Source organism: Xanthomonas sp. D-109, assembly GCF_017746095.1.
GTDB classification, from domain to species: Bacteria; Pseudomonadota; Gammaproteobacteria; order Xanthomonadales; family Xanthomonadaceae; genus Xanthomonas_A; species Xanthomonas_A sacchari.
This window is the reverse complement of the sequence record NZ_JAGHWV010000001.1, coordinates 584,606-599,426: the sequence shown is the minus strand read 5'-3', so window position 1 is coordinate 599,426 and position 14,821 is coordinate 584,606. Positions and strand designations below refer to the sequence as shown.

At 70.4% G+C, this 14,821-nt stretch carries 12 protein-coding genes; 8 read left to right on the top strand and 4 right to left on the bottom strand.

Annotated elements, in window-relative coordinates; translation table 11 throughout:
* Positions 1 to 4 precede the first annotated feature (4 nt).
* On the bottom strand, positions 5 to 1,561 hold the full coding sequence (locus J7357_RS02500; RefSeq protein ID WP_209244650.1) for an oligopeptide:H+ symporter: 1,557 nt from the start codon (positions 1,559 to 1,561) through the stop codon (positions 5 to 7).
* 204 nt (positions 1,562 to 1,765) lie between these two features.
* On the opposite strand from J7357_RS02500, the gene J7357_RS02495 reads away from it, so the two are divergent.
* From J7357_RS02495 to J7357_RS02485, 3 genes are all read left to right on the top strand, one after another.
* Positions 1,766 to 3,502 carry a M14 family metallopeptidase gene (locus J7357_RS02495; protein WP_244667231.1) on the top strand — a complete coding sequence of 579 codons (1,737 nt, stop codon included), beginning with the start codon at positions 1,766 to 1,768 and terminating at the stop codon, positions 3,500 to 3,502.
* A gap of 76 nt (positions 3,503 to 3,578) precedes the next feature.
* Complete coding sequence (locus J7357_RS02490) at positions 3,579 to 5,837, top strand: glycoside hydrolase family 3 C-terminal domain-containing protein (RefSeq protein ID WP_209244640.1); 2,259 nt, start codon at positions 3,579 to 3,581, stop codon at positions 5,835 to 5,837.
* A 172-nt stretch (positions 5,838 to 6,009) separates the two neighbouring features.
* Entirely contained in the window at positions 6,010 to 6,897 is an 888-nt protein-coding gene (locus J7357_RS02485) for an endonuclease/exonuclease/phosphatase family protein (protein ID WP_209244638.1), read from the top strand.
* Positions 6,898 to 7,347: 450 nt separating this feature from the next.
* Here the strand turns inward: J7357_RS02485 and J7357_RS02480 are convergent, their stop codons facing one another.
* The gene (locus J7357_RS02480) at positions 7,348 to 7,959 is read right to left on the bottom strand and encodes a superoxide dismutase (RefSeq protein ID WP_019801885.1); all 612 of its coding nucleotides are present in this window, start codon (positions 7,957 to 7,959) and stop codon (positions 7,348 to 7,350) included.
* A 294-nt stretch (positions 7,960 to 8,253) separates the two neighbouring features.
* Here J7357_RS02480 and J7357_RS02475 point away from each other — a divergent pair, with 294 nt between their 5' ends.
* Both J7357_RS02475 and J7357_RS02470 read left to right on the top strand, forming a co-directional pair.
* On the top strand, positions 8,254 to 8,724 hold the full coding sequence (locus J7357_RS02475; RefSeq protein WP_209244637.1) for a ribonuclease domain-containing protein: 471 nt from the start codon (positions 8,254 to 8,256) through the stop codon (positions 8,722 to 8,724).
* A complete protein-coding gene (locus tag J7357_RS02470) occupies positions 8,721 to 9,164 on the top strand; it encodes a barstar family protein (RefSeq protein WP_209244635.1) in 444 nt (147 codons plus the stop codon). The genes J7357_RS02475 and J7357_RS02470 overlap by 4 nt, the downstream gene beginning before the upstream one ends.
* A 181-nt stretch (positions 9,165 to 9,345) precedes the next feature.
* On the opposite strand, the gene J7357_RS02465 is transcribed toward J7357_RS02470, so the two are convergent.
* On the bottom strand, positions 9,346 to 11,244 hold the full coding sequence (locus tag J7357_RS02465) for an ATP-binding cassette domain-containing protein (RefSeq protein WP_209244633.1): 1,899 nt from the start codon (positions 11,242 to 11,244) through the stop codon (positions 9,346 to 9,348).
* 138 nt (positions 11,245 to 11,382) lie between these two features.
* Between J7357_RS02465 and J7357_RS02460 the strand changes: the two genes are divergently transcribed.
* The 3 genes from J7357_RS02460 (at position 11,383) to J7357_RS02450 (ending at position 14,171) form a co-directional block, all read left to right on the top strand.
* On the top strand, positions 11,383 to 12,072 hold the full coding sequence (locus tag J7357_RS02460; RefSeq protein ID WP_209244631.1) for an alpha/beta hydrolase: 690 nt from the start codon (positions 11,383 to 11,385) through the stop codon (positions 12,070 to 12,072).
* Between the two features lie 207 nt (positions 12,073 to 12,279).
* Entirely contained in the window at positions 12,280 to 13,656 is a 1,377-nt protein-coding gene (dbpA, locus tag J7357_RS02455; protein ID WP_209244629.1) for an ATP-dependent RNA helicase DbpA, read from the top strand.
* Positions 13,653 to 14,171 carry a hypothetical protein gene (locus tag J7357_RS02450; protein ID WP_209244627.1) on the top strand — a complete coding sequence of 173 codons (519 nt, stop codon included), beginning with the start codon at positions 13,653 to 13,655 and terminating at the stop codon, positions 14,169 to 14,171. The genes dbpA and J7357_RS02450 overlap by 4 nt, the downstream gene beginning before the upstream one ends.
* A 58-nt stretch (positions 14,172 to 14,229) precedes the next feature.
* Here J7357_RS02450 and J7357_RS02445 read toward each other — a convergent pair whose 3' ends face one another.
* On the bottom strand, positions 14,230 to 14,787 hold the full coding sequence (locus tag J7357_RS02445; RefSeq protein ID WP_209244625.1) for an adenine phosphoribosyltransferase: 558 nt from the start codon (positions 14,785 to 14,787) through the stop codon (positions 14,230 to 14,232).
* Positions 14,788 to 14,821 lie beyond the last annotated feature (34 nt).

The window sequence follows — 14,821 nt, the reverse complement described above, 5'->3', positions numbered from 1 at the left end:
GGTCTCAGGCGGGGCGGTAGTGGTCGACCATGCGGTAGCGGCGCGCGTACAGCCCGAACAGCAGTGCGGCGATGCAGGCGAAGGCGGCGAAGAAGAACATCAGGAAGGCGGTTTCGCTGAGCCCGGTGCTGCCGATGTGCGCAGTGACGCGATCATTGCGCACCGCGGCGTTGGACAGCAGCACCCACAGGTTGCCGACGGTGGTGGTGAGGTTCCAGAAACTCATCACCACGCCCTTCATCGACTGCGGCGCCTGGCTGTAGGCGAACTCCAGGCCGGTCGCCGAGACCAGCACTTCGCCGAAGGTCAGCAGCGCGTACGGCAGGATCTGCCAGGCGATGGACAGCGCGTCGCCGCCGTCCATCATCACCTGCAGCGTCCCGACCACGATCCAGGCCAGGCCGCTGAAGGCGATGCCGGCGGTCATCCGCCGCAATGCGGTCGGCTCGTAGCCGCGGCGGCGCAGCAGCGGGTACAGCACCAGGTTGTTGAACGGGATCAGCAGCATCACCAGCGCCGGGTTCAGCGCCTGCATCTGCGAGGCGCTGAACCAGTCCGGCATCTGCATCTGCTGGCCCTGCAGCACCCAGGTCGAGGCCTTCTGGTCGAACAGCGAGAAGAACGGGGTGACCAGCGCGAACACCACCAGCACCCGCAGCACCGCGCGCACGCCGTCCACCGCCGCATCCGGATGCACCGCGCGGGCGCGGTCCAGTTGCCACCAAGTGCCGCCGCCGATGCCGGCCAGCAGCAGCACCAGCGCCAGGCACAGGCAGATCACCAGGCCCAGCGCCGGCACCAGCGCGAAGGTGGCCAGCGCCAGCAGCACCGCCACGCCGGCCAGGGCCAGCCCGGGGCGGCCCTGCCCCGGCGCCTGCCGCAGCAATGCGGTGCGCACCACCTGGGCGAAGCCGTGCGGATCCTTGGGCGGCAGCGGCACGCGCACGTAACGGTGGCGGCCGGCCCAGAACACCAGGGTGGCCACCAGCATCAGGATGCCGGGGATGCCGAACGCCCACGCCGGGCCCAGGTTCTTCAGCGCCAGCGGGATCAGCAGCGAGGCGAACAGCGAGCCGAAGTTGATGATCCAGTAGAAGGCGTCGAACACCACCTTGGCCAGGTGCTTGTTGCCCTGGTCGAACTGGTCGCCCATGAACGAGGCCACCAGCGGCTTGATCCCGCCCGCGCCCAGCGCGATCAGGCCCAGGCCGAGGAAGAAACCGGTGCGATGGCCTTCGAACAGCGCCAGGCACAGGTGCCCGGCGCAATAGACCAGGCTGAACCAGAGGATGGTGCTGTACTTGCCGAAGAAGCGGTCGGCCAGCCAGCCGCCGAGCAGCGGGAAGAAATACACGCCGATCATGAAGCTGTGCATGATGTGCTTGGCCTCGGCCTCGCGGCCGGGCGCGGTCACTTCCTGCAGCAGCAGCGAGGTGATCAGGAACTGCACCAGGATGTTGCGCATCCCGTAGAAGCTGAAGCGCTCGCAGGCCTCGTTGCCGATGATGTACGGAATCTGCCGCGGCATCCGCGCGGCTGTGCGCCGTTGCGCCGCGCTCATGCGGCGTGTCTCGTGGTGGCTTGGCTGCTCACGGGCCCTCGTCCAGGCAAAATTTTCAGAAGGTTACCCGATCGTTCCGGCGAATCGAACCGCTAGGGCACGCCCTAGGTGCTTTCGCAATCGGCGCGCTGCCCGCATCATGGTGGCCTGTCCCGAGACGGTGCCGAGATGATCCGACCCTGGCTGGCCACCCTGCTGTTGCCGATGCTGCTGTGCAGCATGTCGTCGCTGGCCAGCGAGACGGGCCTGTCCACCGAAGCCGAGCGCAGCGGGTTTGCACGCACCGGCCGCTACGCCGAAACCATCGCCCTGTGCGATGCGTTCGCGCAGCGCTATCCGCAGGCGGTGCGCTGCTTCGACTTCGGCACCACGCCGGAAGGCCGGCCGATGAAGGCGCTGGCGGTGTCCACCTCGGGCGCGCTGGATCCGGCGGCCGCGCAGGCGCGCAAGCTGCCGGTGGTGCTGATCCAGGGTGGCATCCACGCCGGCGAGATCGACGGCAAGGACGCCGGTTTCCTGGCGCTGCGCCAGTTGCTCGACGGCCAGGCCGCGCGCGGCGCGCTGGACAGGCAGGTGTGGCTGTTCGTGCCGGTGTTCAACGTCGATGGGCACGAGCGCTTCGGCGCCTGGAACCGGCCCAACCAGCGCGGCCCGGAGCAGATGGGCTGGCGCACCACCGCGCAGAACCTCAACCTCAACCGCGACTACGTCAAGGCCGACGCGCCGGAGATGCAGGCGATGCTGCGCCTGGTCGAGCAGTGGGATCCGCTGCTGTACGTGGACCTGCACGTCACCGATGGCGCGCAGTTCGAGCACGACGTGTCGATCCAGGTGGAACCGCTGCACGCCGGCGACACCGCGCTGCGCGGCGACGGCCTGCGCCTGCGCGACGCCGTGCTGGCCGACCTGAAGCGGCAGGGCTCGCTGCCGCTGCCCTACTACCCCTCGTTCGTGGTCAACGACGACCCGGCCTCCGGCTTCGAGGACGGCGTGCCGACGCCGCGCTTCTCGCACGGCTATTTCCAGCTGCGCAACCGCTTCGGCATGCTGGTGGAAACGCACTCGTGGAAGCGCTACCCAGAGCGCGTGCGCATCACCCGCAACACCATCGTCTCGGTGCTGCAGCAGGTAGCGCGCCATGGTGCGCAGTGGCGCGCCGACGCGCTGGCCGCCGACGCCCGCGCGCAAGCGCTGGGCGGCAAGACCGTGGCGCTGGACTACCGCACCACCGACGCCTCGCACCTGGTGGATTTCCGCGGCTATGCCTACACCCGCACGCCCTCGCCGGTGTCCGGCGCGCTGATGACCCGCTACGACGAGCGCACCCCGCAACTCTGGCGGGTGCCGCTGCGCGACCAGGTCGTGCCCAGCGTGGAAGTCGCCGCGCCGCGCGCCGGCTACCTGGTGCCGGCGGCGCAGGCCGCCCTGGTCGGTGCCAAGCTGCGCCAGCACGGCATCGTCTTCCGCATTCTGGACCACGACGCCACCCTGCCGGTGCAAACCTTCCGCGCCGACACCGCCAGCTTCGCCGCCCGCTCGTCCGAAGGCCACCAGCGGCTCAGCGTCACCGGCGCCTGGAAGGCGGAGACCCGCGCGGTCGGCGCCGGCGCGCTGTTCGTGCCCATCGCCCAGCCCAAGGCACGCCTGCTGATGACGCTGCTGGAACCGCAGGCGCCGGACTCGCTGCTGCAATGGGGCGAGTTCAACAGCGCGTTCGAGCGCGCCGAGTACATGGAAGACTACGTCGCCGAGGACGTGGCGCGGCAGATGCTGGCCAGCGACCCGGCGCTCAAGGCCGAGTTCGAGGACAAGCTCGAACACGACGCGGACTTCGCCAAGGATCCGCAGGCGCGGCTGGAGTTCTTCTACCGCCGCCACAGTTCCTGGGACGAGCGCTACCGCCTGTACCCGGTCATGCGCAGCGACGAAGCCCCGTCCTGACGCGCGGCTCCGCCCTCCCCCCGACTCCCCCCGATGCGCCTTCCCTTTATCTGCTGAAGAGGCTGTACGCCCCGATATGAAAACGTTTACAGGATCCCTTTGCCTGACCCTGACCCTGGCGCTGGCCGCGCCCGCCACCGCCGCACCGCCGGCGACGGCCGGGAGCGCAGCCTCCGTGCCGAATGCCAGCGCCGCCGCGCAGCGCCCGTGGAACGACCGCAGCCTGTCGCCGGACCGGCGCGCCGCGCTGCTGGTACAGGCGATGACCCCGGACGAGAAGTTCCAGATGCTGCACAGCTACTTCGGCCTGGGCAAGGACGGCGGCCCGCGGCCGGCTGGCGCGCTCGGCTCGGCCGGCTACGTGCCGGCGATCGAACGCCTGGGCATCCCGTCGCAGCAACTGGCCGATGCCGGCCTCGGCGTGACCAACCCCGGCAACATCCGCCCCGGCGACCACGCCACCGCGATGCCCTCCGGCCCGGCCACCGCCGCCACCTGGAACCGCGCACTGGCCTTCGCCGGCGGCGCGACCATGGGCCGCGAGTCCTGGCAGCAGGGCTTCAACGTGCTGCTGGCCGGCAGCGTCAACCTGCAGCGCGACCCGCGCAACGGCCGCAACTTCGAGTACGCCGGCGAGGATCCGCTGCTGGCCGGCACGATGGTCGGCGAATCGATCCGCGGCGTGCAGAGCCAGCACGTGGTCTCGACCATGAAGCACTTCGCGATGAACGACCTGGAGACCGGGCGCAACACCCACAGCGCCGACATCGGCGAGCAGGCCATGCACGAGTCGGACCTGCTGGCCTTCGAGCTGGCGCTGAAGATCGGCCAGCCCGGCTCGGTGATGTGCTCCTACAACCGCATCAACGGCGTGTACGGCTGCGAGAACGACTACCTGCTCAACCAGGTGCTGAAGCAGGAATGGAAATTCCCCGGCTACGTGATGTCCGACTGGGGCGGCGTGCACAGCGGCTCCAAGGCCGCGCTGGCCGGCCTGGACCAGCAGTCGGCCGGCGAAGTGTTCGACAAGGCGGTGTACTTCGACCAGCCGCTGCGCATGGCGGTGGCCGCCGGCACCGTGCCGCAGGCGCGCCTGGACGACATGGTCAAGCGCATCCTGCGCGCGTTCTTCGCCACCGGCAGCTTCGACAACCCGCCGCAGCACCAGCCGATCGACGACGCGGCCGGCGGCCTGGCCGCGCAGCGCGTGGTCGAGGAAGGCACGGTGCTGTTGCGCAACGAGGGCAAGCTGCTGCCGCTGTCGCGCACCGTGCGCCGCATCGCGGTGATCGGCGGCCATGCCGACAAGGGCGTGATCGGCGGCGGCGGTTCGTCGATGGTCGGCATCACCGTCAACGGCGGCAACGCCGTGCCCGGCATTGCCCCGACCACCTGGCCCGGCCCGGTGATGTTCCATCCGTCCTCGCCGCTGCAGGCGCTGCGCAAGGCCCTGCCCGACGCGCAGATCGACTACGCCAGCGGCGACGACCCGGCGGCGGCGGCCAAGCTCGCGCGCGAGGCCGACGTGGCCATCGTGTTCGCCACGCAGTGGTCGGCCGAGTCGGTGGACCTGCCGGACATCGCCTTGCCCGACAGGCAGGACGCGCTGATCGCCGGCGTGGCCAAGGCCAATCCGAAGACGGTGGTGGTGCTGGAGACCAACGGTCCGGTCGCGATGCCGTGGCTGCAGCAGGTGCCGGCGGTGCTGGAAGCCTGGTACCCGGGCATCCGCGGTGGCGAAGGCCTGGCGCGGCTGCTGCTGGGCGAGGTCAATCCGTCCGGCCGCCTGCCGGTGACCTGGCTGCGCGACGTGTCGCAACTGCCGCGGCCGTCGATTCCCGGCCTGGGCTTCAAGCCGGCGCAACCGGCCGGCAGCAACGTCGACTACAGCATCGAAGGCGCCAACGTCGGCTATCGCTGGTTCGCCGCGCGCGGCCTGGAGCCGGTGTATCCGTTCGGCTACGGCCTGTCCTACACCACGTTCGCCTACAGCAACTTCAAGGTGCAGGCCGATGGTCACCGTGTCGTCGCCAGCTTCGACGTGCGCAACACCGGCGACCGCGAAGGCGCCGACGTGCCGCAGCTGTACCTGCGCCTGCCGCAGGGCCACCACACCCCGATCCGCCTGGTCGGCTGGGACAAGGTGATGCTCAAGCCGGGCGAGAGCCGCCACGTCAGCATCGTCGCCGAGCCCAAGACCCTGGCCGATTACGATCCGAAGAAGCGCCACTGGCACATCGCCGCCGGCGACTACGAGCTGCTGCTGGGCCGTTCGGCGACGCAGGTGGAGGCGCGCGCGCCGCTGCACCTGAAGGACGGCGTGCTGCAGCCCTGAGCGAGGGCCGCGGCGTGCGCGCCGCGGCCCGGCCCCGCCTCCGCGCCCGTATGCGTTGGAGGCGGGGCGATGGTCGCCGTTGTCACTTGCGTAACATCGATTGTGTGGCGGACGCCGCAGCGCCGCCGACTGTATACGCCCCTCTGAGGCCCCGCGCCGTAGCATCGTCCGCATGAACCTGCGCGTCTTCCGATGGCATCGCACCGGCTGGCTGTTGCTGGCCGTCGTGACGTTGGCGCACGCGCAGGCGATGACCGACGCAGTGCCGACGATCGCAGCGCCCGCGGACAGCCCGCTCACCGTGGTCACCCTCACGCTGGCCGGCGATCCGCACGCGTCGCAGGACGGCGACGACTGGAGCGCGCGCCGCGAGCATATCGTCGTGGCCCTGCAACGCCTGCATCCCGACGCCATCGCGCTGCAGGAGGTGCTGCAGACGCCGGAGATCCCGAACCAGGCGCAATGGCTGGCCGCGCGCCTGGGCTACCACTGCCATTTCATCAGCCCCGATCCGCCGAGCCGGCCGCAACGCCGCGGCAACGCGCTGCTGACCCGCCTGCCGGTGCTGGAGGAAGCCGAGACCCTGCTGCATCCGCTGGAGGACTACAGCGTGGCCGGCCTGGTGCGGGTGGATCTGCACGGGCAGCCGGTGAACCTGTACTTCACCCGCCTGCACGCCGCGCGCGACGGTGGCGCCAGCCGCCGCGAACAGGCCGAGGACCTGATGGCGTGGATCGATGCCACCGCCGAGGGCGCGCCGTCGCTGCTGGCGGGGGGCTTCTTCGCCGCGGCGCGCGCACCCGAGCTGGCGCCGCTGGCGGTCCGCTTCGAGGACGGCAGCGTGCGCGGCGACGCGGCGCGCAACCGCATCGACGTGCGTGCACCCAGCACTGCGGCGGCCGCCGACCACGTGTTCTTCGAACGCGGCCACTTCCGCCCGCTGCGCGGCGCACGCCTGTTCGCGCCGGCACCGGACCGACCGGCGGCCGGCACGCGCGGCCTGCTGATGGCACTGCAGCCGCTCGACCCGCTGCCGACATCGCTGCCACCGGTGCCGTAGCGGGCCGCAGGCTCGGCGCGTTTGCGCGCGGTGCGATCGCTGCCGTGCGATGCAGCGCATGGGGATGGCATCGGCATGCTAGCGGCCGGGAACTATCGGCAAGCTCCAGTCGCCTACGCTCGTCGCGCACCCCGTCCTCTGCAGGAGTGGTTTCGGCCGCGACGGCCTTCCACGGAACGCCTGGTCGCGGCTGCAGCCGCTCTTGCGCGTGGCACCCCCAGGTCATGAGGTGCCCTGGCGACGCAGCGGCGCAATCGGCGCCCCACCGGGCGCAGACCGCCATCGCCGCCAGGCAAGTTGCGCACGCGCGATCGCAACGTGCCGCCTTTCCCTCCTCGCCTCACCTCGCAGCCACGCCGCGCCTGCACCTCCAGCGCTTCGGTGCGGCACGCGCACAAAAAGGCCGGGCGAACCCGGCCTTTTGCTGTGGCAGCGCTGGCGCGCGCGCGATCAGCCGATCGCGGCGTGGTAGCGGCGCTCCACTTCCTTCCAGTCGACCACGTTGAAGAACGCGCCGATGTAGTCCGGACGGCGGTTCTGGTACTTCAGGTAGTAGGCGTGTTCCCACACGTCCAGACCCAGGATCGGGGTGTTGCCCTCGAACAGCGGGCTGTCCTGGTTGGCGGTGCTCTCGACCACCAGCTTCTTGTCCGGGGTGACGCTCAGCCAGGCCCAGCCGCTGCCGAAACGGGTCAGCGCAGCCTTGGTGAAGGCGTCCTTGAACTTGTCGAAGCCGCCCAGTTCGGCGTCGATCGCCTTGCCGACGTCGCCACCGGGGGTGCCGCCGGCATTGGGCGCCATCACCGTCCAGAACAGCGAGTGGTTGGCATGGCCACCACCGTTGTTGCGCACCGGACCCTGCAGGTTCTCCGGCAGCGACTTCAGCTTGGACACCAGCGCCTCGATCGGCAGGTCGGCGTACTCGGTGCCTTCCAGCGCGGCGTTGACGTTGTTGATGTAGGTCTGGTGATGCTTGGTGTGATGGATCTCCATCGTCTGCGCATCGATGTGCGGTTCCAGCGCGTCGTAGGCGTAGGGCAACTTGGGGAGGGTGTAGGCCATGCGGTTCTCCTGGACTTTCGCCGTCGAAAGGACGAGCGTTGCGTGAGCAATGGTAGGGACGGTCGGCGACCTTACCAAGGGCGCGGCTGGGGAAACATCGTCCCATCCCGCGGCGGCGGTGCCGGCCGGCCTGCGAATAGGCGCCTACCATGCCCCACGCCCCGGTTAGTCGCGTGTGAATCGCCTGGGTCACCGGCGTGACCGGCGGCGTTTAGAGCGGGAACAGGCAGGCCGGCCCATACTGTGCGCGAGGGCGCCTCGCTGCGCGCCGCCGCCGTTCCTGCAGGAGAGCCCATGCGCAAGCCCGTGCTATTGATCGCCGCCATCGTGTTGCTGGTGGGCGGGCTGTGGGGCATCCGCGGGCTGCAGCATCCGCCGCACCAGCAGTTCGCGCCCTCGCTCGACGCGGCCGCACAGGCGCCTTACACAGCGCCCGGCAAGGCAACGCCCGCCGCCGACGCGGCAACGCCGGACCTTCCCGCGTTCCTGCCGCCCGAAGCGCGCGCCACGGTGGCGCTGATCCTGCGCGGCGGCCCGTTCCCGCACCGCCAGGACGGCAGCGTGTTCGGCAACCGCGAGAACCGGCTGCCGGCACAGCCGCGCGGCTACTACCGCGAATACACCGTCGATACCCCAGGCCTGTCGCATCGCGGCGCGCGCCGCATCATCACCGGCGGCACCCCGCCGCAGGTCTGGTACTACAGCGACGACCACTACGCCAGCTTCCGCAGCTTCCAGGTCGGCAGCGCGAGGCCGACGCCATGAGCGGCTTCCCGTTCGCGCTGAATCTGGCCGAGCCGGCCGCCTCCGGCGTCTACCGCGTCGCCAACCGCGACCTGGACAGTGTCGCCGCCCTGGCCCGCGACGCCGGCCTGCGGCTGTGCCGGATCGACCTGCACGGCTGCACCGGCAAGGCCATGCTGCTGATGCGCCTGGCCGCGCAACTGGACTTCCCGCCCGGCTTCGGCCGCAACTGGGACGCGCTCACCGACGGCCTGCGCGACCTGTCCTGGCTGCCCTCGCCGCGCGGCTACGCGCTGCTGCTGGAGGACGCCGGGCAGTTGCAGATGGTGGCGCAGCCGGCCTTCGACGTGCTGCTGGAAATCCTCGACGACGTCGCCCGCGAGTGGGCGCAGGAGGGCCTCAGCTTCGTCGCGTTCGTGGGCGGCAGCGAGGAAGCGGAAGCGCCTGCCGAGCAGGATTGACCTGACCGCGCTGCGTCGAACCGCTCGCACAACAGCGCCGCCGCACGCGCCCCTGTGGGAGGGGCTTCAGCCCCGACGCGATACCCGCCAACGTCCACGCATCAGGTCTTTGATCTCGGCAAAGCGGCCGCCGTGGTCGTTGCCGCTGCAGGCCCAGGGTGTTTGTCCGAGCCCCGGCTCTTCAGCCGTCCAGCTCGCTCCACCGCGCATACGCCGCATCCAGGTCCGCCTGCGCCTGGCTCAGCGCCTGCGTGTGCGCGTTCACCGCGGCCGCGTCGCGCTGATAGAAGGCCGCGTCGGTCATCGCCTCGGTCAGCGCCGCGACCTGCTGTTCCAGCGTTTCGATCCGCGCCGGTAACTGTTCCAGTTCGCGCGCGTCCTTGTAGCTGAGCTTGCGCTTGGCCGGCGCCGGCGCGGAGGCCGCTGCAGTCGCCGTCACCGGCGTGGTCGCCGCGGCGGTGGCCGAGGCCTTGGCCACCGCCATCGCGCTGGCCGGCGCCACCGGACGCTGCCGCACCCAGTCGCTGTAGCCGCCGACGTATTCGCCGATGCGGCCGTCGCCTTCCATGACCATGGTCGAGGTCACCACGTTGTCGATGAAGTCGCGGTCGTGGCTGACCAGCAACAAGGTGCCGCTGTAGTCGCCGAGCAATTCTTCCAGCAGCTCCAGGGTTTCCACGTCCAGGTCGTTGGTCGGTTCGTCCATCACCAGCAGGTTGGACGGCTGCGCGAACAGCCGCGCCAGCAGCAGGCGGTTGCGCTCGCCGCCGGACAGGCGGGTGATCGGCGCGCGGGCGCGCTCCGGGGTGAACAGGAAATCCTGCAGGTAGGCATGCACGTGCTTGCGCTTGCCGTTGACCTCGATGAAGTCGCGGCCCTCGGCCACGTTCTCGATCGCGCTCCAGTCCTCGCGCAGGGTGGCGCGGTACTGGTCGAAATACGCCACCTGCAGATTGGTGCCGGCGCGCACTTCGCCGTGGTCCGGGGTCAGTTCGCCCAGCAGCAGCTTCAGCAGCGTGGTCTTGCCGCTGCCGTTGGGGCCGATCAGGCCGATCCGGTCGCCGCGCAGGATGGTGGTGGAGAAATCGCGCACCATGCTGCGCGTGCCGAAGGCGAAGCTCAGGTCCTTGGCCTCGATCACCTTCTTGCCGGAGGACTCGCCTTGCGCGGCCTCCATGCGCACGTTGCCGCCGAGTTCGCGGCGCTGGGTGCGCTCGCGGCGCATCGCTTCCAGCCGCCGCACCCGGCCCTCGTCGCGGGTGCGCCGGGCCTTGATACCCTGGCGGATCCACACTTCTTCCTGCGCCAGCAGCTTGTCGAAGCGCGCGTTCTCCTGCGCCTGCGCATTGAGCCGCTCCTCGCGGCGGCGCTCGTAGTTGGCCCAGTCGCCCGGCCAACTGCTGACCTGGCCGCGGTCGATCTCGACGATGCGCGTGGCCAGGGCACGCAGGAAACGCCGGTCGTGGGTCACGAACACTACGCTGCCGTTCCAGCCCTTGAGGAAGCCTTCCAGCCAGTCGATGGCCTCGATGTCGAGGTGGTTGGTCGGTTCGTCCAGCAACAACAGGTCCGGCGCCGAGACCAGCGCGCGCGCCAGCAACACGCGGCGCTTCATGCCGCCGGACAGCCGCGCGAACTCGGCGTCGCCGTCCAGCTCCAGGCGGGTCAGGGTCTCGTTGACCCGCTGGTCCAGCGCCCAGCCATTGGCGCCATCGATCTTGGACTGCACCGCGCCCAGCGCATCGCCGTCGAACTCGGCGGCATGGCTGAGCCGATGGAACTCGGCCAGCCAATGGCCGAGCTCGCCCAGGCCGTCGGCGACCACGTCGAACACGCTGCCGGCGGCGCCGTGCGGCACCTCCTGTTCCAGCCGGGCGATGCGCACGCCCTGCTGCACGCGGACCTCGCCGTCGTCGGGCTTGAGCTCGCCGGCGATCAGTTTCATCAGGGTGGATTTGCCGGCGCCGTTGCGGCCGATCAGGGCGATCCGCTCGCCCGGCTCGATCGACAGGTCGGTCTTTTCCAGCAACAAGGGTCCGCCGACGCTGTAGTCGAGGTTCTGCAGAGTGATAAGAGGCATCGCGCTATTGTACGTGGATGCGCCCTGCGCCGACGCCGACTGCCGCGCCCACCCCACACCTGGATCTTGCCGTTTGTTCGCGATGCCCTCATGCCCTGGCCGCCGCGCTGCGGCCGCCTGCCCACGCCCGACGCTGCGATGACGGCACTCGTCATCCTGCCGGGCCTGGACGGCACCAGCGAACTGCTCGGCGAATTCGTCGCCGAAGCCCGGCGGCGCTTCGCGCAGGTGACGGTGGTGACCTATCCGCGCGACCGACTGGCCTCGTACGCGGAACTGGAGCACCTGGCACGGCAATCGCTGCCGCAGCAGCGCTTCGTCCTGCTCGGCGAATCGTTCTCCGGCCCCGTCGCCGTGTCGCTCGCGGCGCAACGCCCCGCTGGGCTGGCTGGCCTGGTCCTGTCCACCACCTTTGCCCGTCACCCGGTCCCGGCACTGGCACCGTTCGCGACGCTGACGCGCTTCGCACCGGCACATCGCCTGCCCACCGCCGCATTGCGCTGGTCGCTGCTCGGCCGCTGGTCCACGCCGGTGCTGGAGACGCAACTGGCACGCACGCTGCGCGGCATCGCCCCTGCGGTGCTGCGCGACCGCGCGGCCAGCGCCCTGCGCGTGGATGTCAGCCCCCGTCTGGCCGACATCGCCGTGCCGACGCTGTACCTGCGCGCCAGCCACGACCGGCTGATGCATCGCACGGCCGGTGCCACGATCCTCGCCGGCATTGCGGGCGCCCGCTGCATCGAGTTGCCCGGCCCGCACCTGCTGCTGCAGACCGACCCTGCTGCGAGCGCGCACGCCATTGCCGATTGGCTGACCACGGTGGGCTGAGCGGACACCCGCCTGTCGAACCGATGCAGAGGCCGTTTCCCTGGGTTTGCAACTCGACCTACCCTCCGAGTTTCGGAGGTAAACCCGTCGCGGCTGACGCCGTCCCTACGACGCCAACGGGCATCGCGAGACGCCCAGCGCTCGCCGGACCACCCAATCCCGAATCCCCAATCCCGAATCCCGGCCTCTCACCGGCTAAAATGCCGCATGACCGATTTCGCCACCCTTTCCCTCTCCCCGGCGCTCGCGCCCGGCATCGACGCGCTCGGCTACACCCGCATGACCCCGGTGCAGGCGCAAAGCCTGCCGCCGATCCTGGCCGGCCAGGACGTCATCGTGCAGGCGCCCACCGGCAGCGGCAAGACCGCGGCGTTCGGCCTGGGCCTGCTGCACAAGCTGGATCCGGCGCTGAGCCGCGCGCAGGCGCTGGTGCTGTGCCCGACCCGCGAACTGGCCGACCAGGTCGGCAAGCAGTTGCGCAAGCTGGCCACCGGCATTCCCAACATGAAACTGGTGGTGCTGACCGGCGGCATGCCGCTGGCGCCGCAACTGGCCTCGCTGGAGGCACACGACCCGCAGGTGGTGGTCGGCACGCCCGGCCGCATCCAGGAACTGGCGCGCAAGCGCGCGCTGCACCTTGGCGGCGTGCGCACGCTGGTGCTGGACGAGGCCGACCGCATGCTCGACATGGGCTTCGAGGAGCCGATCCGCGAGATCGCCAGCCGCTGCGACAAGCATCGGCAGAGCCTGCTGTTCTCGGCCACCTTCCCCGAGGAAATCCGCGCATTGGCGCGCGACCTGCTCAAGGAACCGGCGGAGATCACCGTCGAGGGCGCCGACAGCGCGCCGGAGATCGACCAGCAGTTCTTCGAGGTCGACCCCACGTATCGGCAGAAGGCGGTGGCCGGCCTGCTGCTGCGCTTCACCCCCGAGTCCAGCGTGGTGTTCTGCAATACGCGCAAGGAGGTCGACGAGGTCGCCGGGTCGTTGCAGCAGTTCGGCTTCTCCGCGCTGGCGCTGCATGGCGACATGGAACAGCGCGACCGCGACGAGGTGCTGGTGCGCTTCGTCAACCGCAGTTGCAACGTGCTGGTCGCCAGCGACGTGGCCGCGCGCGGGCTGGACGTGGAAGACCTGGCGGCGGTGATCAACTACGAACTGCCGACCGACACCGAGACCTACCGCCACCGCATCGGCCGCACCGCGCGCGCCGGCAAGCATGGCCTGGCCCTGAGCCTGGTGGCGCCGCGCGAGACCGCGCGCGCGCAGGCGCTGGAAACCGAACAGGGCCAGCCGCTGCGCTGGTCGCGCGCACCACTGGCCACCGCGCGGCCGGCGCAGTTGCCGCAGGCGGCGATGGTCACCCTGCGCATCGACGGCGGCAAGACCGACAAGCTGCGTCCCGGCGACATCCTCGGCGCGCTGACCGGCGATGCCGGGCTGTCCGGCGCGGCGATCGGCAAGATCGCCATCTACCCCACCCGCTCCTACGTCGCCATCGCCCGCGTCCACGCCGGCAAGGCGCTGGCGCAGCTGCAGGCCGGCAAGATCAAGGGCCGCCGCTTCCGGGTCGCCAAGCTGTGAGTGCGGCGCAGCAGGTCCTGGCGTCGCTGCAGCCGGACGAGGACGGCAACCTGTGGAGCGAGGCGGTGCCGGTCCCGTGGATGCGCGGCAGCTGCTGCTTCGTGCTGGTGGGCTGCGAGGCTGGCGACGTTCCGGTCGACGCAGCGCCCGCCATCGAGACCTTCCTGCAACTCGATGCCGCGGTCTTCGCCGCGGCAGCGCCGCACGTGTTCGCCTACTACCGGCACACGCAGGCGCTGTGCGCCAAATACGGATGGCCTTCGCCGGACATCGCCGGCCCCGCCGAGGTGTGGGCGCATGTGCAGTTCGGCAGCGAGGCGTATCTACGCCGCTACCGCGATGGCCGCCTGCGCATCAGCCTGGAATGCAACTGCGACTGGGAAACGGAACACGGACTGCAACTGGTGTTCGCCGACGATGGACGGATCTGCAAGGTCGGTCCGTTCGATGGCCAGCTGAGCCACGCCGCCGCGCATGCCGACCCGGCGCTGGAGGCCGTGGTCTACCCGCATTGAACCGCCCGTCGCGAGCGCGACCGATCCCGGCCGCGCCCACCCATGCGCGGCGTCGGCGTCAGTAACGCAGCGGCGCGGTGAGCGGAATCTCCGCCGGCCAGCGCGCCCGCGCACCGAGTCCGGCCAGTTCCACCAGCACCGTCGCCGCGACCACCTCGGCGCCCATCCGCTGCGCCAGCGCCAGCGCCGCCAGCAGGGTGCCGCCGGTGGCCAGCACGTCGTCGACCAGCAGCACGCGCATGCCCGGCTGCAGCGCATCGGCATGGATCTCGATGCGGTCGCGTCCGTACTCCAGTCCGTAATCCTGGGCCAGGGTCTGCGCAGGCAGCTTGCCGGGCTTGCGCACCGGCACGAACCCGGTCCGCAGTTCGTGCGCCAGCGGCGCGCCGAGGATGAAGCCGCGCGCCTCGATGCCCAGCACCGCGTCCAGCGGGGTGCCGCGCCAGGGCTGGGCCAGCGCATCCACGGCAGAGGCGAAATCCGGCCCGTCGGCCAGCAGCGGGGTGATGTCCTTGAACACGATGCCCGGCTTCGGGAAATCGGCGATGTCGCGGATGCGGCCGGACCAGTGGGCCGGTGCGTCGCTGGGCGCGCCGCAACAGGAGGAATCGTTCATCGCTCGGTCGTATGGCGTGGGGAACCGCAAAGTC